At 45.2% G+C, this 20,049-nt stretch carries 20 protein-coding genes; 18 read left to right on the forward strand and 2 right to left on the reverse strand.

The window, feature by feature from the left end; translation table 11 throughout:
• Nucleotides 1-152 precede the first annotated feature (152 nt).
• From ACKTT9_RS18555 to ACKTT9_RS18570, 4 genes are all read left to right on the forward strand, one after another.
• Nucleotides 153-503 (forward strand): VOC family protein, encoded by a 351-nt coding sequence (locus ACKTT9_RS18555; RefSeq protein ID WP_407872754.1) that lies wholly within the window; start codon nucleotides 153-155, stop codon nucleotides 501-503.
• A gap of 168 nt (nucleotides 504-671) precedes the next feature.
• Nucleotides 672-1,736, forward strand: a complete 1,065-nt coding sequence (locus ACKTT9_RS18560; protein WP_157326280.1) for a rod shape-determining protein — start codon at nucleotides 672-674, stop codon at nucleotides 1,734-1,736.
• Between the two features lie 14 nt (nucleotides 1,737-1,750).
• Entirely contained in the window at nucleotides 1,751-2,140 is a 390-nt protein-coding gene (locus tag ACKTT9_RS18565) for a hypothetical protein (protein WP_407872755.1), read from the forward strand.
• A 123-nt stretch (nucleotides 2,141-2,263) separates the two neighbouring features.
• Entirely contained in the window at nucleotides 2,264-2,524 is a 261-nt protein-coding gene (locus tag ACKTT9_RS18570) for a hypothetical protein (protein ID WP_315950203.1), read from the forward strand.
• Nucleotides 2,525-2,599: 75 nt separating this feature from the next.
• On the opposite strand, the gene ACKTT9_RS18575 is transcribed toward ACKTT9_RS18570, so the two are convergent.
• Nucleotides 2,600-3,454: an alpha/beta hydrolase gene (locus ACKTT9_RS18575; RefSeq protein WP_407872756.1), complete on the reverse strand. Its 855-nt coding sequence runs from the start codon at nucleotides 3,452-3,454 to the stop codon at nucleotides 2,600-2,602.
• A 163-nt stretch (nucleotides 3,455-3,617) separates the two neighbouring features.
• Between ACKTT9_RS18575 and ACKTT9_RS18580 the strand changes: the two genes are divergently transcribed.
• Nucleotides 3,618-4,385 (forward strand): glucose 1-dehydrogenase, encoded by a 768-nt coding sequence (locus ACKTT9_RS18580; protein ID WP_407872757.1) that lies wholly within the window; start codon nucleotides 3,618-3,620, stop codon nucleotides 4,383-4,385.
• A gap of 345 nt (nucleotides 4,386-4,730) precedes the next feature.
• On the opposite strand, the gene ACKTT9_RS18585 is transcribed toward ACKTT9_RS18580, so the two are convergent.
• A complete protein-coding gene (locus tag ACKTT9_RS18585; protein ID WP_407873066.1) occupies nucleotides 4,731-5,123 on the reverse strand; it encodes a PaaI family thioesterase in 393 nt (130 codons plus the stop codon).
• 205 nt (nucleotides 5,124-5,328) lie between these two features.
• On the opposite strand from ACKTT9_RS18585, the gene ACKTT9_RS18590 reads away from it, so the two are divergent.
• From ACKTT9_RS18590 to ACKTT9_RS18650, 13 genes are all read left to right on the forward strand, one after another.
• Nucleotides 5,329-5,469: a hypothetical protein gene (locus ACKTT9_RS18590; protein WP_407872758.1), complete on the forward strand. Its 141-nt coding sequence runs from the start codon at nucleotides 5,329-5,331 to the stop codon at nucleotides 5,467-5,469.
• A 143-nt stretch (nucleotides 5,470-5,612) separates the two neighbouring features.
• Nucleotides 5,613-7,415, forward strand: coding sequence for a sensor histidine kinase (locus ACKTT9_RS18595; RefSeq protein WP_407872759.1), 1,803 nt, complete (start codon nucleotides 5,613-5,615; stop codon nucleotides 7,413-7,415).
• Nucleotides 7,408-9,015, forward strand: a complete 1,608-nt coding sequence (locus ACKTT9_RS18600; protein ID WP_407872760.1) for a response regulator — start codon at nucleotides 7,408-7,410, stop codon at nucleotides 9,013-9,015. Before ACKTT9_RS18595 ends, ACKTT9_RS18600 begins: the two co-directional genes overlap by 8 nt.
• Before the next feature lie 86 nt (nucleotides 9,016-9,101).
• Nucleotides 9,102-10,019: a carbohydrate ABC transporter permease gene (locus ACKTT9_RS18605; protein ID WP_157326272.1), complete on the forward strand. Its 918-nt coding sequence runs from the start codon at nucleotides 9,102-9,104 to the stop codon at nucleotides 10,017-10,019.
• Nucleotides 10,020-10,023: 4 nt separating this feature from the next.
• A complete protein-coding gene (locus ACKTT9_RS18610) occupies nucleotides 10,024-10,863 on the forward strand; it encodes a carbohydrate ABC transporter permease (RefSeq protein WP_407872761.1) in 840 nt (279 codons plus the stop codon).
• 111 nt (nucleotides 10,864-10,974) lie between these two features.
• Entirely contained in the window at nucleotides 10,975-12,315 is a 1,341-nt protein-coding gene (locus ACKTT9_RS18615; RefSeq protein WP_407872762.1) for an ABC transporter substrate-binding protein, read from the forward strand.
• A 104-nt stretch (nucleotides 12,316-12,419) separates the two neighbouring features.
• Complete coding sequence (locus ACKTT9_RS18620; protein WP_407872763.1) at nucleotides 12,420-14,075, forward strand: MGH1-like glycoside hydrolase domain-containing protein; 1,656 nt, start codon at nucleotides 12,420-12,422, stop codon at nucleotides 14,073-14,075.
• A 79-nt stretch (nucleotides 14,076-14,154) separates the two neighbouring features.
• Complete coding sequence (locus ACKTT9_RS18625; protein ID WP_407872764.1) at nucleotides 14,155-14,973, forward strand: substrate-binding periplasmic protein; 819 nt, start codon at nucleotides 14,155-14,157, stop codon at nucleotides 14,971-14,973.
• Nucleotides 14,974-15,061: 88 nt separating this feature from the next.
• The gene (locus tag ACKTT9_RS18630) at nucleotides 15,062-15,451 is read left to right on the forward strand and encodes a MerR family transcriptional regulator (protein ID WP_407872765.1); all 390 of its coding nucleotides are present in this window, start codon (nucleotides 15,062-15,064) and stop codon (nucleotides 15,449-15,451) included.
• Between the two features lie 122 nt (nucleotides 15,452-15,573).
• A complete protein-coding gene (locus tag ACKTT9_RS18635; RefSeq protein WP_407872766.1) occupies nucleotides 15,574-16,068 on the forward strand; it encodes a DUF1036 domain-containing protein in 495 nt (164 codons plus the stop codon).
• A gap of 142 nt (nucleotides 16,069-16,210) precedes the next feature.
• Nucleotides 16,211-17,173 (forward strand): NAD(P)H-dependent glycerol-3-phosphate dehydrogenase, encoded by a 963-nt coding sequence (locus ACKTT9_RS18640; protein WP_407872767.1) that lies wholly within the window; start codon nucleotides 16,211-16,213, stop codon nucleotides 17,171-17,173.
• A gap of 162 nt (nucleotides 17,174-17,335) precedes the next feature.
• Nucleotides 17,336-18,829: a spore germination protein gene (locus tag ACKTT9_RS18645; protein ID WP_407872768.1), complete on the forward strand. Its 1,494-nt coding sequence runs from the start codon at nucleotides 17,336-17,338 to the stop codon at nucleotides 18,827-18,829.
• A gap of 18 nt (nucleotides 18,830-18,847) precedes the next feature.
• Nucleotides 18,848-20,029 carry a Ger(x)C family spore germination protein gene (locus ACKTT9_RS18650; protein ID WP_407872769.1) on the forward strand — a complete coding sequence of 394 codons (1,182 nt, stop codon included), beginning with the start codon at nucleotides 18,848-18,850 and terminating at the stop codon, nucleotides 20,027-20,029.
• Nucleotides 20,030-20,049 lie beyond the last annotated feature (20 nt).

A 20,049-nucleotide genomic window follows, 5' to 3' on the forward strand; every position in this document is an offset into this window, starting at 1 on the left:
GCGGCAAACAAAGTTGGGAGGGAACTACTGGTTTTTTGCGCTAAAATGGAGCGTTTCGACCATGTAGTTCCTTTAACGTTATTTTGTGTTTACACGAGAACAAATGTTTGGTATTATGTGGATATTAATTCCAAATTAAGGGGATGAGTGAAATGGGACGAGTTGTCTTATTTGAAATGAATAGTCAAGATCCTGAACGTGCGGCGAGTTTTTATTCTACTGTTTTTGGTTGGGAAATCGGCGCATCCAGTTGGGGTTACCTTCCAGTGACAACAGGAAATGAGGACAAGCCTGGCATTCACGGCGGAATTTCTAAGGGACCAAGCGATTATCCTCATGGTATTAGAATTCAAATTCAAGTTGATGACATAGATGAAGCTATACATAACTCTGTAGAAATGGGAGCTCAAGTTGTTAGAGAGAAGATGGAATTTGATAACTTCTATCTTGCTTATTTAGTTGATCCCGTAGGTAATGGAATCGGATTGATTCAGAATAAGTAGGATGGATTTGCCGTTTTGTTGGTCTTGGGAATGATTGGGGTTTATTGGTATACCCCCGTAGAATGGCTTGGCAATGCGAACAAGTATACAGATGCAGTTAGTCATAATCATTTTAAATACACACGCTACTAGGGGCATCGTCTAATAAACAGCGAGAAGGAGCGAGTCATGTTAAAGAGATTGGAAGAACTGTTTGGTGTAGATTTGGGCACCTGTAATACGCTAATTTACCAGCAAAAAAAAGGTATTGTTCTGCAAGAGCCGTCCGTAGTCGCCATTCAAACAGATACAGGGGAAATCAAAGCTATTGGCCAAGAAGCCTATGATATGATTGGGAGAACTCCCGCTAATGTGGAGGTCATTTATCCACTAAAAGATGGCGTCATTGCTAATTTTGATATGACCTTAGCGATGCTTAAATATTTTATTGGCAAAATTAGAAAAGGCTACAATTGGTTCCGCAGTTTTCACGTTTTGATTTCCGTTCCATGCGGCATTACGAATGTGCAAAAGCGGGCCGTTGAAGAGATGATCGTTCATAAAGGAGCGAGGCGGTCAACAACGGTAGAAGAGCCGCTGGCCGCAGCGATGGGAGCAGGGCTTCCTGTCGAAGAACCGATAGGCAGCATGGTCCTTGACATTGGTGGAGGAACAAGCCAAGTTGCGATTATCTCACTTGGCGGCATTGTCGTAAGTGAAGCAATTCGCCGTGGAGGCATGTCGATTGACCAAGATATTATTGAATATGTGAAACGTGCCTACAATATGGTTATTGGTGAGCGAACAGCAGAGGAAATCAAGAAGAACGTCGCCACTGTCGTGAAACCTGTGAAGGAAATTACAATGGACATCCGGGGGCGTGACTTGATGGAAGGATTGCCTCGCAGCATTACGATCTCTTCAACGGAGATTTATGAAATTTTCGATGACTTTATGATTTCAATTGTGGAGTGCATACGGCTTGCCATGGAGAAATGCCCTCCTGAGCTTGCTGGCGACGTTATGGAGCAGGGCATCCTGCTATGTGGTGGCGGCGCTTTACTGGAAGGACTGGACAAGCGCCTTCAACAAGAATTAGGTGTACCCGTGTATCTTGCGGAACATCCGATGGCTTGTATTGCTCAAGGGACAGGGAAAATGCTAAACTTCAATGGGGCGATAATTGAACGATCTGCCAAACTGATGACAGCGTCTGACAAGTTGATGACAGAGAAGCAAGAGAGCGTCCAATAAAGGAGGCTTATCCATTGAAGTTTAGAGCAGTATCCGAGCAAACAAAAATGAATTATATGATGTGGAGTATTCGAAGAGAAATTGTCAAAGAAAATGCGTATTTGAACTCTCTGCCCTATGATCCATCACCTATTATGGAGATCGTCAAACAACACTTGGATGCATGGGACCCAATCGGGCTGCTGGACATGCATGGTCTTGAAGACGAATATGAAGGTGAAGCGCGTACGCTAACGATTTATATAACGAAACACGTTTCAGATTTAGATGCGCACAGCTTTAGCCAAGCCATCAATCAGTTGTTTCGCGCTTCATTCGGCGAAGAGTATCAAGACCAGGAAACTTCGGTTGAAATTGCAGCGGCAATCCTTCATTCTCTCCGATCCAATTCAATTTTAGCGTAAACGTTGAAGCAAGTTGGGCACCGTGGTTGGTGCCTTATTTGTGTTAAGAGGGACTTGCCATGGTTGCATTAACGCGCATTTTATAAGAGAATAGAGCGAGGAATAGAGAAATGGGGAGTCATCGTGAGCGAAATGCTGAACAAATACTGTGCCAAATTATTTGGCAAAACGGGTTTTATCATTGAAATTGGCGTCATTAAAAAAGTAACGAACCGGACCATTCACGTGGATTGGGGAACAAAGACGTGGATCTATCAGAATAAAGATTTTAAATGGATCCCGCTAGACAAAGAAGAATTTGAACAAAGATATAAGAAACCTAAATTCTCTGAAGGGGCACTTAACCGTGCGGCTGAATTGGGTTTGAAAATAACGTATAACTAACATGATGGCGATATCATTGAAATGACTTGAATTCCTACGGGGAATTTCAAGTCATTTTTTTAGATCTGCTAGTTTTCAAGCTTGGTTCGCTCGAACGGCTTGCAGCCACTCGCCTACAATTGATAGTGCTTCTTCCGATTTCACGATTCTGTCATGGTTATGGCCAGCTAGAACGCGGACTTTAGCAGGTGTATATTTGCTGTACAGAGGTTCATAGGCATGGGCATCAAAGACTTCATCTTCTTCACCAACGAGGACGAAGGTAAACGGGTTTAATTGGCGCAAATAGTTCTCAAATTGATTATCTATCATGCGGGATACAGCCAATCGATAGCTTAGCTGGCAAGTTTCAGTGCCATGCAGTTTATCTTGAGGTGTGAGTCGCCGATAGACAACGGTATGGTTAAACCTGGTAATGCCAATTGCATTGAGTCCCATCAACAACGCATATTTCGGAATACTTACTGTGGATTCATTGTTGTTGCCATCCTTGCGAGCAAGTGGAGAGTTGGGACTAAGTGCGGAAGAAATAAGCAAATAGGCATGAATACTCGCGTGAATCGGGCGGATTGTTTGTCTCAGAGCCGTTGCTCCTCCTGCAGAATGACCGCCAAAGATGATGGTTGCATCCGGATAGCGACTCTGGATGTGGTGGAATAAATCTTCGATGTCATCGTCCAGCTGTCCGATATAATCGATGTCGCCTCGGCGAAGCGGATTTTCGCCATAACCGCGTAAATCGGGTAAGATGACAGTCGCCAGATGTTGTTTGGACATGTAGGTACCAAATTCACGTAAATAAAGGCTGGGTTCTGTAATGCCATGCAAAAAAATGAGCACAATATCGGAAGGTCCTTCGAAATGCCGGTAAGGCAGTTTCGCGCCATCTCGGGCCGTAAACGTTTTATAATCGGTCGTATAGCTTGTCATATTTGAGCAGCACTCCAGATGAAGGATTTAATTGGTCAAGGAAGTAATTCCATGTGACATGCACAACTTCCTTCTCTTGCAATTCCATTGCTCAGGCGATTACACATGTATGATCAAATCCGTTATAGTAGAATAATGAAAAAACTTAGATGAGGTGATGAGTATGCAAAAAGTAGCAGCAGTCACAGGTGGTGGGCATGGCATCGGACGTGCAATCGCACTTGCCTTTGCTCAAGCAGGATTCGGTGTTTCCATAGCGGATATTCATGAAGATGCCGGTTTGGAGACGGTGCAACTTTTGAATGCTTATACAGAACATGTCATTTTCACGAAGGTTGATGTTTCGAAGGAAGACGAAGTTAGGCAGTGGATGGAGCGCACGGTCTCTGACTTAGGCGGGATTGATGTTCTTATTAATAATGCAGGGATTATGCATAATGCGGATGTACTTGATCTCACGAGTGAACAGTTCCTACGGGTTATCTCCGTGAATTTAGGCGGAGCTTTTCTATGTTCGCAAGCCGCGGCGCGTGTCATGAAGGAGAAGGGGCAAGGCGGAGCCATTATTAATATTTCGTCTACGCGGGCATTTATGTCAGAGCCAAACACGGAGGCGTATTCAGCTTCAAAAGGCGGCATCTCAGCACTGACGCATGCGATGGCTATAAGCTTGGGGGAATACGGCATTCGTGTTAACGCCATTTCTCCCGGATGGATTGAGGTTCGGGATTGGCACTATCCGGCTGCACAAGGCAGCATTGTTCATTCCGAAGTGGATAAAAAACAACATCCGGTAGGCAGAGTAGGCAAACCAGAGGATATTGCAGCTGCTTGTCTCTACCTGGCCGACGAGAAAGCCGGTTTCATTACGGGTCAGAATCTAACCATCGACGGCGGAATGACGGTTAAAATGATATATGCAGAAGAGTAAACTACATAGTGAATTTAAACTGAAACAGCCCTAGACACATAGTCTGGGCTGTTTTTATTTGCAAAATGGGTTCTTCAGGACGCGAAGAGAACTACAGTCCTCTATTCCAAGCGAAAAGCACAATTTGTACGTGTGAGGGGAACTACGTTCCTCTATTTTGCCGATTCACTTAAAAAAAGCGCCACATCGGAAGACAAATAAGACCCGCCAGTTCCGTTCAGAGTGGATATGGCTCGTTTCCCTCAAAATAGAGGACACCAGTTCCCTTTGCAAAAGGGTACCCAGACTTTCGCGGAGCTTTTAGAAATGGGTACTTAGGATCTTCATCTTCCGTGAAAGTGTTTGTCACTTTTTATCAATAATAGCGACTGTACAACGTGAAATACAAATAAGTTGATTCTTCTCATCGGAGATGCGAATATCCCAAACCATCGTTTTGCGGCCTTTGTGTATAGGCGTGGCAACTGCTGTTACAATGCCATCACGTTTGCTTTTAAGATGATTCGCATTGATTTCTAACCCGACAGCCGCATACTTTTCTTTATCGACGATATTAATCTCTGAGGCAATGGAAGCGGCTGTTTCCGCGAGTAGAACCGAAGCTCCGCCATGCAGGATGCCGGCAGGCTGATGGGTGCTAGGTCCGACCGGCATGGACATGACCACCCGATCAGGCGCCAGTTCCACGAAGTCGATGCCAAGCGAGTGTATAGCTGTATGCAAACTTCGTTCTTTCATAAAGATGATAAATGTGTCTTTATCCATCCCATACGATTGATAAATTTGTTCTGCTACAATCATTAGCCATATCTCCCTTCAGAGTTCTTCCTTTTCTAGTATACGTGTCGTCTTGCAGCTAGTAGAAGGAAAACTTTTATTGTGGAAAGGATAACAATTTCCTGATAGGAAATTCTAATGGCAATAACATAAAGGGGTTGGCAGCATGCAGATTGATAATGAGAAGTGGGAGCATTTTCAAGCGGATGAGCAGGTGGAAGTCGCCGAAACCAATCAAGAGTATGATTTGATACGAGCGTATGCAGACCAATTGAATGGAGAAGTTGAAGTGGGTGAAGTGAAGTAGAGTCAGCATATGAAGGAATGAAGTGCCGCAGTCGATGCGGCATTTTTTAATTTGCAACGATTTTAGCAGTTGACAAAAAGATACTCGAAGGCGTTATATGGAATGTAATTAAAGATGCCATAACTAGCTAGAGGGGGCTTTACATGTTCTACTCGCTAAAAAACCGATTGATCGTGTTTTTCGTCGTCTTATTGTTCGTCTCGTTCGGGACGATGTCGTACTTGTTTTTTACAGAGTCACGATCCATTATACGCTCCTATATCGAATCGTCCGCTTTCGAAAAAATGGATGAATACGGGTCATTCGTCAACATGGCGTTGGTTCAAATCTACGATGTTTCATCCATTGTTTTTAACAGCTCGACGGTGAAAAACTGGGACAATACCCTGTCAGATACTGCATTGCCGGCAGGTGAAAAGATGCTGGCAAACATTAATCTCAGTCAGTTTCTAACCCAAACCACGAATAATTATTCGATTGTTTCGTCGGTGACGGTGTATCGGCAGGAGGGATTATGGATCACGGCGGACAATCAAATGATGAATGATTCTTCGTTCAAGAACGAAGCGTGGTACGATCGTTTTAAAACAAGAGGCATTCAATGGGTATCTGCTCATAAAGATCCAATTGAACTGAATCGTTCGAAAACGTTTGACGTACTCAGTTTATTGCTGCCAATCGGCACATTCGAGCCCTTGCAATCCAAAAATATGATGAAAATTAATGTTAGCTCTCAATTTTTCTTAGAGCCGCTAAGTCGGATTCATTTAGGCGAAAAAGGTACGATTTTCCTGCTGGATGGTCAAGGAGAATCCGTTCTAGGACAGCATGAATACGACTCTCACCCCGAGGCAGCGAAGCAAATGGAGGCAATCCGCAACAGCACGCAGCAGAACGGTGTCATTTATCTGGAAAATGAAGCTGGCGCTAAAGATATTATGGTCTATAAAAAGCTAAAGCTTAACAATTGGCTGTTGGTTGGCATTGTGCCTGAAGTTGATTTGTACGGTAATTTGTACAAGCTGCGCACAAGTCTCTTGATTTTTGGTTCCTTGCTGTTGGTAGGGGCAATTGCTGCGGCAATTTGGCTTTCGCACGGCATTTCGAAACCGCTCTCACGGTTGGCATCCGGGATGCGTTATGTCCAGATGGGCGATTTTGACGGCGCCGAGAATCGGATTCCTGCTGACGAAAAGGTGCGCAATGAAGTCAGTTACGTGACGGCAACGTTTAGAAACATGGTCAGCCGGCTCCGGTATCATATCAAAACAGAATTTGAGCTGAAACTGTTAAAGCAGCAGGCGGAATATAAAGCTTTGCTGATGCAGATTAATCCGCATTTTTTGTTTAATACACTTGAATTATTAAGCAGTTTGGCTATGCAGCACCGTACACAGGATACCGTAAAGGTCATCGAGGCTTTGGGGAAAATGATGCGTTTTTCCTTGAAAATCAGCAACGATTTAACACCGCTTGAAGAAGAACTGAAATATGTCCGCCATTATGCGTCCATTTTACAAATTCGATTTGCCGATAGGCTGAATCTCTCGTTAGAAGAAGATGAGTCGCTTCGTTCATGTGTCATTCCCAAGTTCATTTTGCAACCGCTGATTGAAAACGCTGTAAAATACAGCTTTAAAGAGCAGGCTGAAGCAAAGGTTATTGTTAGAGTTCGGCGTGAAGATCAGCGTTTAATACTCACCGTTGCTGATAACGGCACAGGAATCACGTTGGACCTGTATCAGCAGCTGCGCGCAGAGTCGTTGACTTCTCATTTTGACCATATTTTAAAAACAAGGTCGGAACAAATCGGTTTGCGCAATGTTTTAGCCAGATGCCAGCTCTACTACGGCAATTTGTTCGAGTTTGAAATTACGCCGGGTGAGCTCGCAGGCACAAGTATTTCACTAATTTTGCCTATTCAAGGAGGAAGCCTGGATGTATAGTGTGCTTATTGTCGATGATGAACCGGAAATTCGCCTTGGTTTGAAGCTCAAGGTCGACTGGGAACGCTTAGGCTTGAACGTTGCAGGTGAAGCAGGCAATGGAGCTGAAGCCATGGAGTGGCTGGCACAGCATCCGGCTGATGTGATCATCACAGATATGAATATGCCCGTCATGAACGGCGTGTCCTTTTTGGAAGCTTGCTACGAACAGTATCCCGCTTTGCGGTTAATTGTTATTACAGGCTATGAGGATTTTCAATATGCCAAAGCGGCGATTCGCAATCAGGCAAGGAATTATTTGCTCAAGCCTGTGACCCAAGATGAACTGACCGAAACGCTGGGCAAAATCGTTCAGGAGCTGGATGGGCTAAGGAATGAACGTGACCAGCAAGCCATGATGCAGTGGCGGCTCTCGCAATATTACAAGGAAATGAAAGAACATTTTCTTGTTCATCTTGTCAAAGAAGAGGTGGAACGGGAGTCCGTATTGCGGGAAAGAGCCAAGTGGTTTCAACTGGATGCATGGGAAAGCCGGCAAGTGCGATTTGTTACAGCGGGTTTGATCGAGCGTCATACGATGCAGCAGGAACGTTCACCTGACAAATTGCGGCTGCCTTTCGAGATGCTCTGCAGAGAAGCGGCAGAGAATTCAAAAGGGCTGTTTCATGTGTTTCGGGATGCGAATTATGCAGGATTGATGCATTTCGTAACCGCCACTGAAGAGGGGGAACTGGAATCTTTCGTACAGAACCTTCGTCATGCAGTAACCGAACATTTGGGATACGAGCCTGCGATTGGTACAGGTCAGAAGGTAACTGGCCTGAGACAATGGAAGGATGGCTATTTATCTGCGTTATTGGCTTGGAATTTGATAGGTAATCCTGGTTCGAATGTCATTCAGCAGCATGGCGCCATGGAGGCCGTTCTTTCGGAGGAAACGACGAAGGTGCTGCAGCGTTATGTGACACGAGGCGATTTGGCCGCGTTTGAGCAGGCGGTTTACAAAGAATTGAGTGCTTCTTTTGCCGCTTCGCAAGCTCGCTTTGTGAAACTTATTTTTCAGCTATATCTAATGCTGGATTCGATGGCCTTTACGGCCGGCATAGCCTTAGAGAGCAGTGAACAACTGTGGCTTCGTCCCGAGCAGGTGTGGGGCTTTGATACGGCAGCCAAGGCTCAGCAATTTCTGAATAAACTGGCTGTGAAAATTATGGCTGGGCCGGAAAAGGACTCTCTGGATGCCGATCATTCCATGATTCAAGCTGCCGAGCAATTTATTCAAGACAATTACATGTATGATCTGAATTTAACGATGTTAGCCGAACGTTTTAATTATAATTCCTCCTATTTTTCTGAAATGTTCAAAGCCAAAGCCGGTAAAACATTCATTCAATACATTACGGATGTGCGGATGGCGAAAGCTGTACAGCTGCTGGAGGAAACGATGCTCAGTTTGTGGGACATTGCGGAGCTGACGGGTTTCTCGAATGCGAGTTATTTTAGTTCAAAATTTAAACGGATGTACGGGATATCGCCATCCGATTATCGAGTGCGCCTTAAATCACCTGAAAAATTTGATAATCAAGTACCGAAGAAATAGCATTCAAAGGAGCGCCGTAAATCCTTATGATGATCCTACTGGGGGCACATCGTCCCCCGAAACGATCATGAAGGAGGAGGGCGCTCATGTCATCTCTACGAAAATCCGCCCTTTCGAGGCAAAATCGTACGGCTTATTTATTTTTATTGCCATGGCTGATCGGATTTTTCTGTCTGACCTTAGGGCCAATGCTGGGCTCGCTGTATCTCTCGTTCACGAAATTCAATTTACTGAACAGCCCCCGGTGGCTAGGACTGGACAATTATGTGCAAATCTTCAAGGAAGACGACTCCTTTCTGCATTCGATGGGACTAACGTTCCAATATGCCTTGCTGTCTGTGCCTCTTCGATTGATATTTGCCTTAATGGTGGCAATGGCGCTGAATAAAGGAATTCGGGCGCTAGGCGTATACCGAACCGTCTACTACATCCCGTCGCTGCTCGGGGGAAGCGTTGCGATTGCCATCGTATGGCGTAAAATATTCGACGGAGACGGATTGTTCAACCAATTTTTGAGCTTGTTTGGCATTGAGGGACCGGCTTGGGTCGCACATCCGGACTATATTTTATCCACGATCATTACATTGTCCGTGTGGCAGTTTGGATCTGCGATGGTTATCTTTTTGGCAGGACTGAAGCAAGTGCCCGCTGATCTGTATGAAGCTTCGCAAGTGGATGGTGCAGGGAAGATCAGGCAGTTTTTTCAAATTACATTGCCTCTATTGTCGCCGGTTATCTTTTTTAACCTGGTTATGAGCATTATTAATTCGTTCCAGGTGTTTACGCCTGGTTACGTGATTGGTGACGGGCGCGGGGGCCCGGTTAACTCAACCCTATTTTATACGCTGTATCTGTATTTAAAAGGATTTGCATTTTTCGATATGGGGTATGCGTCAGCGCTTGCATGGATCATGGTAGTTGTTATTGGCGTATTAACGGCGGTTGTGTTCCTGACCTCAAAGTATTGGGTATTTTACGGCGATGGCAAGGATGAAAGGGGATGATGCAATGACTGTGAACAGGAACTATACAAAACTACTTAAACATTTGTTGATTATCGCTTTTGGCTTGCTGATGCTGTATCCCGTCTTGTGGCTGCTCAGCGCATCGTTTAAACCGAATCAGCTCATATTCTCAAATACAAGCCTTTGGCCAACAACATTTACATTGGATAATTATATCAACGGCTGGAAAGGGCTGCAGGGTACGACGTTTGGCCGGTTTTTCCTGAATTCCGCGCAAATTTCGGTGCTTTCAGTTCTTGGAAACATCATTACGTGCTCTTTTGCTGCTTATGCTTTTGCCCGTTTGGAATTCAGATTCAAAAAGCTTTGGTTCAGTCTAATGCTGGTGACGATCATGCTTCCTTATCATGTTACATTGGTCCCGCAGTACATTATTTATAACAAATTTGAATGGATTAACACGTACCTGCCGCTGATCGTACCCAAATGGCTGGCTCACGATTCTTTCTTCATCCTGCTTATGGTGCAGTTCATTCGTGGTATCCCGAAAGAGCTGGATGAGAGTGCAACGATTGACGGGTGCGGACAAGGTCAAATCTATTTTCGGATTATGATGCCGCTGTTGGTGCCTGCCTTAATTACAACTGCTATTTTTACTTTTATCTGGACGTGGGACGACTTCTTTTCACAAATGATTTATTTGAACAACATCAAATTGTTTACCGTTCAACTTGGTATCCGCTCCTTGTTTGATCCTTCCGGAGAATCGGATTGGGGTGCGCTGCTTGCGATGTCTGTGCTTTCACTGGTGCCGATCATGACGATTTTTCTATCTTTCCAGAAATATTTCTTGGAAGGCATTGCGACTACGGGTTTGAAATAACCCGAAAAATTGAGTAGTCAACACCCGAAGAAATGACATTCTATGTACGTTGAAAATGCTTTACGATCAGGGTATCAACGATCATAACACGAAAAGCAGGGGGAATTTTCTATGAAAAAACAGTTGATCATGACAACGTTGACCATGTTGATGGCCGTGACAACGGCTTGTTCCTCAGGAACAGGCACAGGAACAAGCAACGGCACAACAAGTGCGCCGGCGACAAGCACGGCAAGTGGAGCTGCAAAAGCTGAACCAGTTGAACTCCGACTTATGTGGTGGGGCGATCAAAAACGGGCAGATCGTACGAATGAAGCGCTGCGCAAGTTCGAAGAGAAAAATCCGAACATCAAAATTGTCGGTGAGTTCGCACCAAGCTCCGGTTACTTTGATAAGCTCAACACGCAGCTTGCTTCCGGCACAGCACCTGATGCGTTTTTCCTTGGCGGGAACGTCGTTGATTACGCCAATAAAAACGTTTTGCTGGAGATGGATCCTTATGTAGGCAAAGAACTTGACCTTAGCGATATGGATAAATCCATGATTCAGTACGGGACATTCAAAGGTAAACTTCTACATGTCTCTGCCGGTGCGAATGCAAGGGGGATTGTTGTCAATACGGAGTTGTTCAAAAAAGCTGGAATCCCTGTTCCAAAAGACGGTTGGACATGGGAAGAATTTGGAAAAACGAGCAAAGAAATTTCGGATAAGTTGGGTAAAGACGTATTCGGTACGTACAATTTCACTGTCGATGGCATGGATATCTACTTGAAGCAAAGAGGCAAGATGCTTTACGACATGGATAATGCGAAGCTTGGCTTTGAGCAGCAGGACGCGGAAGAGTGGTTCGGCTTATGGGATTCGATGACGAAAGCTGGCGGCGTAGTTACACCGGCGCTGCAAGTGTCTAATCCTCCGTCGGATACGAGCAAATCACTTGTGGTTACCGGCAAAGTGGCGATGAGCCTGCTTGCTTCCAATCAGCTTGGCGCTCACCAGAACTTGATTCCGGATAAGCTGGAGTTAGTCCAACTGCCTCGTGGACCAAAAGGTACCGGTGTTGTATTCGAATCGAGCCAAGGCTTGTCCGGTTATGCCAAAACAAAGCATCCGAAAGAAGTGGCAATGCTGATGAACTATTGGATTAACGATCCGGATGCGGCGAAAATTTTGGGCAATGACCGTGGAGTTCCTGTTACATCCAAAATGCGTGAGCTGTTGAAGAAGGATGCGAATCCGGTTGATCAAGTTATCTATGATTATACGAGCCGAGTCTCTGCAGCAACGAACAAAGAACCGTTCGCGGTGAGTTACAATCCTCCTGGCAACACGGAGTACACGAAATTAATTGAAACAACCGTACAGGAAATTGGGTTTGGCAAAAAAGATGTGAAAAAAGGCGTGGCTGATTTCTATACCGGTACGGTCAAAATTTTCAACAATAACAAATAAGAAATCCGCTTGCGGGAGAAAAGGCTGCCACTGGCAGTCTTTTTCTTATCTTCTAATAAGCTTGCTGACATATTTCATTGAGACAAGAAAAGAGGCTGAAATATATGAAAGAAGACGTGCTTACGAAACTTCGCGGGATTCAGACGGAGGAAAAGGTCGGTGAGCTGAAAAAAGCTTCCGATGTTCAGGTAGTAAAAGAGTGGGTGCAGCATGGCGTGAAATTTGCGGCCTCTTCCGATAAATTTGAGAGTGTCTACTACGAGGCACTGCGTAAGTTGTTGGATTGTGTGGTGCCAACCCTCGGAGACAAGCCTATTTTACATGAAGGCGGCATCTATTTAGGTTGTTGGCTGGAAAGCACGGGGACCATTAATGCCGAGCTGCTTTCACGCTTCCTACCGTCCGTGTCGCAGACGACGTATGAAATGTTCGCCGACCACCAGCGCGAAGATGGCTTAATTCCGTATAAATTGACCGAGACGGGTCCATCGTATAGGCAAATCCAACTGGTGACACCACTTGCGCGAAGTGTGTGGAATCATTATCAACTGAACGGGAAGGATCAGACCTTTCTGCGTAAAATGTACACGGCCATGCAGCGCTATGACGAGTGGCTGGCTACTTATCGCGATACGCGTGGTACAGGTACTGTCGAAGCGTTCTGTACGTTCGATACGGGTCATGACTTGTCGCCGCGTTTCTGGCATGTAGCGGATACACCGCATAGGAATGATCCGCGGGAGTATAACCCGGATTCTCCGATTCTGCCTTTCCTTGCACCGGATTTAACGGCAAATGTGTATTGTCAGCGACTCTATTTGGCGAAAATGGCGGAAGAGTTAGGCGAAAGCGGCGAGCCGTGGCGGGAGAAAGCAGCCACCAGCTTAAATCGCTTATTCGAATACTGCTTCGATGAAACGGATCAGTTCTTCTATGATCGGGATAAAAATGACGAGCTGGTTCGCGTTCAATCGGATATCCTTCTGCGCGTGTTAGCTTGTGAAGTTGGCGATCAGGCATTTTTCGATCAATCGCTGCGGAGATATCTGCTGAACACGCGTAAGTTCTTTGCGAAGTATCCTTTTACCTCGATCGCGATGGATGATCCTCGATTTGATCCTTTTTCATCGTATAACAGCTGGGCAGGGCCATCCAACTTTCTCAGCCTGATCCGTGCACCGCATGCCTTTGAGCATCACGGCCGATTCGTAGAGTTAACGTATGTGCTGTATCCCATCATGGCGGCCTTTAATAAAATGACGCGTTTCTCTCAAGCGCTTAGTCCGTGGACAGGCGAGGAGGGGTTTACGCAAACCTACTCACCGGCCATTTTATGCGTGTTGGATTATGTTGAACGGCTATGCGGGATTATGCCTAGACCGGATAATGATCTTTGGTTTACAGGACTGCTTCCATACGCCGTCGATCACGGGGAAGAAATTGCTGAGGCTACGGCCTATAGTCGCCAAGTAGACAGTGTAACTTTTGAACTGGTGAATACGGTGGATCAATCGATTGTTTACCGGGATGGGAAGGTGCTGCTTCAGTTTCCGAATGGGTTAAGAGCTGTGACGGATCGAGAAGGAAAACTGAAATCGCTCATCGGGATGAGCGTTCGAACTGTAGAGGGGATCGTTTCTTATGATGGGCATGAGTGGCATGTAGCTGTAAAAGGAAATGAGCGAATTGATTTGATGAATGGCATAGAGCTGAAAAAGGTTGAGGTTGATAGGGGAGTTATCGCACCGACTTATCGTTAGTTCTATGTAAATAACCAAGTATAACCTCTCATCGATTAACAAATAATACCGTTGTTATGAGAAGGAGGGTATCCAAGCTATGGTTGGAAATCGAAGCAAGCGGGGCATCGCTCTGTTAGCCGTCCTGTTGGTTATGCTTGCTGCCTCAGGGTGCGGGAAACAGGAAGCGGTCAAAGTCGGCATTGAGCAAAACTTCCGTCCGTTCACGTATACGGAAAACGGGGATAAGAAGGGCTTCGAGGTCGATTTGTGGCAAGCGATTGCGAAAAAAGCGGACATTAAGTATGAACTCGTTCCCATGGAGCATGGAGAACTCATCAAGAGCGTCAAATCCGGCGCGGTTGATCTGGCGATTGCCGGTATGACGGTCAGCAATGCCCGCAAGAACAATTTTGAATACTCCAGTCCTTATTTTCAAACAGGACTGGTCGTCTTGACATCTACCGACAATGGTGTCATTAAAAGCAAGGAGGATTTAGCTCAAAAAGTGGTGGCCACCAAGAACGGATCAACTGCTTTTAACTACGCAGGTGAAATTCAAGGGGCAAAAATACGGAGCTATTCCAATGTCGCTGATGTCTACAACGAGTTAAAAAACAATACGGTGGATGCCGCCATTTTCGATGAGCGTAACGCCCATGATTTTCTGCAGGACAAAGCGCAAGGACAAGTGAAAATGGTTGGAGAAATGTTTAACAAAGAGCGGTACGCCGTCGTTGGGAAGAAACGCAATAAATATATCGGCAAAGTGAACAAGGGCATCGAGGCTGTCAGCAAAGACGGAACTTACGAAACGATGTATACGAAGTGGTTTGGCGCGAAGCCGGACCAAATGCCGGATAAAATAAAAAAAGATATGGAGTACGAAATGCAGCACGAAACCGTGAAAGGTCGCTAAATGGCGGCCTTTATTGCTTTATAGGCGGCCATTCCGGTTGACCTGGAGTATACTCCAGGCTATAAAATCGTTACAAAGGAGGCTTGGTATGGAACTTACCGAACATACACTTTCAATTTCAGAGCTGTCTGAGAAGACGGGCCTGAGCATAGATACAATACGTTATTATGAGAAAATCGGGATCTTGCCCTCACCTCATCGTAAAAGCAATGGACGGCGGGAGTATACGAGCGGCGATCTGGAACGATTCATTTTCATTACACATTTGAAACGAACACAGATGCCGTTAAAAGAAATCGACCGCTATATTCAGTTCTATATCGATCAAGACTACGAGGGTTGCTATCAAGTTCTTCATAAGCACAAAGAAGACATAGAGATGCAAATGGCTGAAATGAGCATTGCACTTGAGAAAATGAACTATAAATTGGACAATTTCAAGAGTCTCGTAGCTGGTCAAAATGGGGAGCGAAGTTAGCGATCCAGCACTCCAGCACTCGCTAATATTTTAGGAGAGTCAACGTTTGTCCCTTTCTATTTTCGAGTAATCTCATAGTATAAACTGTAAGATTACTATAGTGGAATAGGAAGTGACGAACTATGGGTTTCAGTTTCCGAAACGCTACAAATGCTCCGCTGTTTATTTCCTTCGGATACTTTAATTTACTCTGTCGACCAACGACTTTTGTCAAAACGGGTTGGTACAGAGTGGACCCTGGGCAAACGCGACAAGTTTGGAGTGGGTTCGTTGGCGGACAAACGTTTTATTATTACGCAGAAGATGCATTCGGACGCCGCTGGGCAGGGCAATTCTTCACACAAGTCCCTTCGACACCGTATCGCTGGTGCTGGGACACGGGTTGTTCCACTTGCCGAACAGTGGGTTTTAGAGGAATTAGGCTCGGCTTGCTTGTTGCCAATTTCACACTAACATTAACCGCAATTCGGAGTGCGAGAAATGCTTCTGGTCCTGTGGCATTGCCATCTAAAGGCATTTCATCACTGCGTAAAATTCCTACAGGCAAGCCTGGAAAAGTAGGCAGACCCCTTCTCGGAGGCCGCACGTCAAATCGCTTTTGGTTGCCCCCTAAATAGTCAACTTTCTCATCCGCCTTTTCGGCGGATTTTATTCTTTTCATGGGTATCAAGAGGATCGTCAACTTTTTTCGCGAATAATGCTATTGGAGATACATAGAGAGTACTCACGCCTCAGATTGACGTAAAGGAAGTGCATGTAATGAAAGTGACTGTATTAGGCTGCGGAAGATGGGGTTCTTTTTTATCCTGGTATGCCAATAAACAAGGACATGATGTGAAATTATGGGGAAGAGAAGCTTCCCGCAATTATCAGAAGTTGTTGCAGACGAGAACAAATGATTATTTGCTTTTACCACAACAGATTCAGTTAACGAATAGCTTGGAAGAAGCTGTTGCATTTGCTGAACTTATCTTTATTGCGATTAGTGCTCAAGAACTTAGAGGGTTTGCTAAGCAGCTTAATTCGTTGAACCTTGCAGGCAAGTCATTTGTTCTGTGTATGAAAGGTCTTGAAGTCAATACCGGGGAAAGGCTTACACGTGTCATGAAAGAAGAAATTCAGCAGCCTGTCCATGTTGCCATCTGGGTCGGTCCCGGACATGTGCAAGACTTCGTGCAGGACATTCCGAACTGTATGGTGATTGATTCGGACGACAGTCAGGTTACGAAGTTAATCGTTGATAGCTTGGGAAGCGAAACAATCCGCTTTTATTATGGGGAAGATGTATTAGGAAATGAAATTGGTGCGGCTGCGAAAAATGTGATCGGTATTGCGGCAGGCATCCTGGACGGATTAGGCTATTCAAGCTTGAAAGGGGCGTTAATGGCTAGGGGTACGAAAGAAATAGCCCGGTTAGTCAAAGCTATGGGCGGGAATGAGTTGACTGTGTATGGATTGGGTCATCTCGGTGATTATGAGGCGACCGTGTTTTCGAAACATAGTCATAATCGGCGATTTGGGGAAGCTTTTGTCAAACAGGAACCCTTTGAGAAATTAGCCGAAGGAGCAGCTACGGTGAAAGCCTTGCTTCATTTGTCAGCCAAGTATGATGTGGAATTGCCCATTTGTCAGGCTGTGAATGCCGTCCTTTGGGAAGAGCAAGATGCGCGAGATCAGATCATGAAGTTATTTATGCGACCTGTCAAATTTGAAACCATTTAACTAATACATATTTGTTGCAAGCATAGGTAGTCAATGTCATTACATTGATCACCTGTGCTTTTTTTGAGTCTGGGATAAAAAGGCAATTGGATGAAAATACTAAAAATTAAATGAAGATATGACTTTTCTTTTTAAGGTGTCAACGCTAAGGAGGGAAGTTGTTTGGTAGTACCTACAACGGGTTCGATAAACCCAATCGTTGAGCATAACCTAGAACGCATTCAGAATGATTTAGGTGGAAGCGATGACCTGGTCATTCGTGAGATCCGTTATGACGAACATACAGAAATTGCGGCGGCCGTCGTGTATATCGATGGGTTGTCGGACACAACAGCTATTAATAATTACATTTATGACGTGTTAAATCACAAGCTAAGTGTTGTCACAGAGTCGGAAAATGTGAATATAGACTTACTTGCCAAAGAACTTCTAGTCGGTGTCGGATCGATTCACACGGTTACAGACATGACATCTTTATTCACCAATTTACTTTCTGGTGAAGCCATCATTTTTCTCAAAGACACGGACATTGCCTATCGCGCTGACGTTCGTGAATGGAAGGGACGCGAGGTGACGGAGTCAACGAACCAGACGTCCGTGCGTGGTCCACGCGAAAGTTTCACGGAAACACTTCGCACGAATACGGCGCTGATTCGCCGAAAAATTAAAGATCCCAGGTTATGGCTTGAAACCATTTCAATAGGCAAGATAACGAAAACCGGTGTGAGTATTATGTATATCAACGGTCTAGCCAAGCCATCTGTCGTTGACATGGTTCGTACAAGACTTAACGCCATCGAAATCGATAGTATCCTTGACAGCGGTTATATCGAGGAATTAATTGAAGATACTAAGTTTTCTTTGTTTCCAACGATCTACAATTCAGAACTGCCTGACAACGTAGCATCACAGCTATTGGAAGGGAAAGTAGCGATTTTAGTTGACGGAACACCTAATTTGTTGTTGGTGCCATGCCAATTCGTTACTTTTTTTCAATCGGCGGAGGACTATTACCAGCGTGCAGCTTATGCGAGTTTACTGAGACTATTGCGATTTGGAAGTGTGTTTATTTCATTATTGCTGCCATCTTTATATATTGCCATAACAACCTTCCATCGGGACATGTTACCTGCTTCGTTGTTGATTGGGTTGGCCGCTCAGAGAGAAGGGGTGCCATTCCCCGCATTTGTCGAGGCGCTCGTGATGGAAATTACCTTCGAAATATTACGAGAAGCCGGCTTGCGGATGCCGCGAGCGATTGGCCAAGCTGTATCCGTCGTGGGTACTCTGGTTATCGGACAAGCTGCTGTGGAGGCGGGTATTGTATCTGCGGCGATGGTAATTGTTGTATCCGTTACCGCTATTTCCACTTTCACCTTGCCGGCGTACAGTATGTCCATTCCAATACGCATTCTTCGCTTTGTGTTTATGGCGATAGCTGCTAGCTTCGGATTGTTCGGGATTATCATGGGCGTGTTCGTGCTCCTGCTGCATTTATGTTCGCTGCGCTCTTTCGGCGAGCCGTACATGTCTCCATTTTCTCCGTACAACCAAACGGATTTAGAGGATACTCTCGTACGCTTGCCGAGATGGCTGATGTTCAAAAGACCTGAAACATCGTTACATAGCGGCAGCATCAGGGTACGCAAGCGTTAGGAAGGAGGCGCTGTCGTCATGAGGTGCAAATGGGCTGTCATTATACTCTGTTTGCTGATGTTAACCGGCTGTTGGAGCAGACGGGAATTGAACGAGCTGCTTATCGTGCTTGGAGTCGGTATTGACTGGGAAGACGGCGAATATTTGATCTCGTTCCAGGTCGTTAACCCCAGTGAAATTTCAGCTCAAAAAAAAGGCGGAGATCGTCCTCCCAGCACGCTTTTTCAGGGACGAGGCAAGACGATGTTCGAAGCTGCAAGATCCTTGACGGCCGAGGCTCCGCGTAAAGTTTATATGGGTCATCTGCAGCTTTATGTAATAAGTGAAAAATTAGCGAGGAAGGGAATAAAAGAATTTATCGATAATTCGTTTCGAGACAATGAGCTGCGGATGGATTTCAATATTGTTGTGGCCAGAGGCACGAAGGCGGAGAACATTTTGAAACTGTATACACCACTCGAGAAACTATCCAGCCATAGCATGAAGCAATCGCTAGAAACCTCACAAAAAAATTGGGCGCCAACCGCAGCTATTACATTAGATGAAACGTTAAATAAACTTTCCAACCCCGGTTATGAGCTCGCGCTTACAGGCATTCAAATAATCGGGGATCCCCAAATAGGTGAATCGAAACATAATGTAGAATCCTTTCTACCGCCAAGTCGTTTCCGATATTCGGGCATCGCTGCCTTCAAGGAAGATAAATTGATAGGATGGTTGGATCAACAGGAAAGCAAAGGGTACACGGATATTACGGATAATCTGGATAGTACCTCAATCGAAGTTGCGTGTGGAGAGCACAAATATATGGGCATTGAAGTCACGTCTTCCGATACCAAGTTGAAAACGAAAATACAGAATGGTTTGCCCGAAGTGAATGTTCAAGTGCGGGTGGAAGCGAATATCGTCGACAGGCCTTGCATCGATGTTGATTTGATGGATCCGGCAACAATGAAACATTTGGAGGAAGAAACCAAAAAAATTGTTCAATCCAATATGGAAGCGACCGTCGCTCATGCCAAACAGATAAAGTCTGATATCATAGGGTTCGGTAACCAAGTAGGGAAGGAGCATCCCGCATATTGGGAACAAGTGAAAGATGAATGGAATGATGAAACATTCCCCAAGACCAAAGTGCATTATGATATTCAAGTTTTTATCCGGAAAACGGGAACAACGGGCAATACAACAATGAAATAGCGTACGTGTAGAAAGGACGC

This window comes from Paenibacillus sp. P36, from assembly GCF_045866505.1.
Classification (GTDB): Bacteria; Bacillota; Bacilli; order Paenibacillales; family NBRC-103111; genus Paenibacillus_E; species Paenibacillus_E chondroitinus.

Bases quoted from the DNA above. Each gene is read 5' to 3' on its own strand.
- ACKTT9_RS18555 (WP_407872754.1), top strand. From the start codon at position 153: ATGGGACGAGTTGTCTTATTTGAAATGAATAGTCAAGATCCTGAACGT.
- ACKTT9_RS18560 (WP_157326280.1), top strand. From the start codon at position 672: ATGTTAAAGAGATTGGAAGAACTGTTTGGTGTAGATTTGGGCACCTGT.
- ACKTT9_RS18575 (WP_407872756.1), bottom strand. From the start codon at position 3,454: ATGACAAGCTATACGACCGATTATAAAACGTTTACGGCCCGAGATGGC.
- ACKTT9_RS18580 (WP_407872757.1), top strand. From the start codon at position 3,618: ATGCAAAAAGTAGCAGCAGTCACAGGTGGTGGGCATGGCATCGGACGT.
- ACKTT9_RS18585 (WP_407873066.1), bottom strand. From the start codon at position 5,123: ATGAAAGAACGAAGTTTGCATACAGCTATACACTCGCTTGGCATCGAC.
- ACKTT9_RS18590 (WP_407872758.1), top strand. From the start codon at position 5,329: ATGCAGATTGATAATGAGAAGTGGGAGCATTTTCAAGCGGATGAGCAG.
- ACKTT9_RS18595 (WP_407872759.1), top strand. From the start codon at position 5,613: ATGTTCTACTCGCTAAAAAACCGATTGATCGTGTTTTTCGTCGTCTTA.
- ACKTT9_RS18600 (WP_407872760.1), top strand. From the start codon at position 7,408: ATGTATAGTGTGCTTATTGTCGATGATGAACCGGAAATTCGCCTTGGT.
- ACKTT9_RS18605 (WP_157326272.1), top strand. From the start codon at position 9,102: ATGTCATCTCTACGAAAATCCGCCCTTTCGAGGCAAAATCGTACGGCT.
- ACKTT9_RS18610 (WP_407872761.1), top strand. From the start codon at position 10,024: ATGACTGTGAACAGGAACTATACAAAACTACTTAAACATTTGTTGATT.
- ACKTT9_RS18615 (WP_407872762.1), top strand. From the start codon at position 10,975: ATGAAAAAACAGTTGATCATGACAACGTTGACCATGTTGATGGCCGTG.
- ACKTT9_RS18620 (WP_407872763.1), top strand. From the start codon at position 12,420: ATGAAAGAAGACGTGCTTACGAAACTTCGCGGGATTCAGACGGAGGAA.
- ACKTT9_RS18625 (WP_407872764.1), top strand. From the start codon at position 14,155: ATGGTTGGAAATCGAAGCAAGCGGGGCATCGCTCTGTTAGCCGTCCTG.
- ACKTT9_RS18630 (WP_407872765.1), top strand. From the start codon at position 15,062: ATGGAACTTACCGAACATACACTTTCAATTTCAGAGCTGTCTGAGAAG.
- ACKTT9_RS18635 (WP_407872766.1), top strand. From the start codon at position 15,574: ATGGGTTTCAGTTTCCGAAACGCTACAAATGCTCCGCTGTTTATTTCC.
- ACKTT9_RS18640 (WP_407872767.1), top strand. From the start codon at position 16,211: ATGAAAGTGACTGTATTAGGCTGCGGAAGATGGGGTTCTTTTTTATCC.
- ACKTT9_RS18650 (WP_407872769.1), top strand. From the start codon at position 18,848: ATGAGGTGCAAATGGGCTGTCATTATACTCTGTTTGCTGATGTTAACC.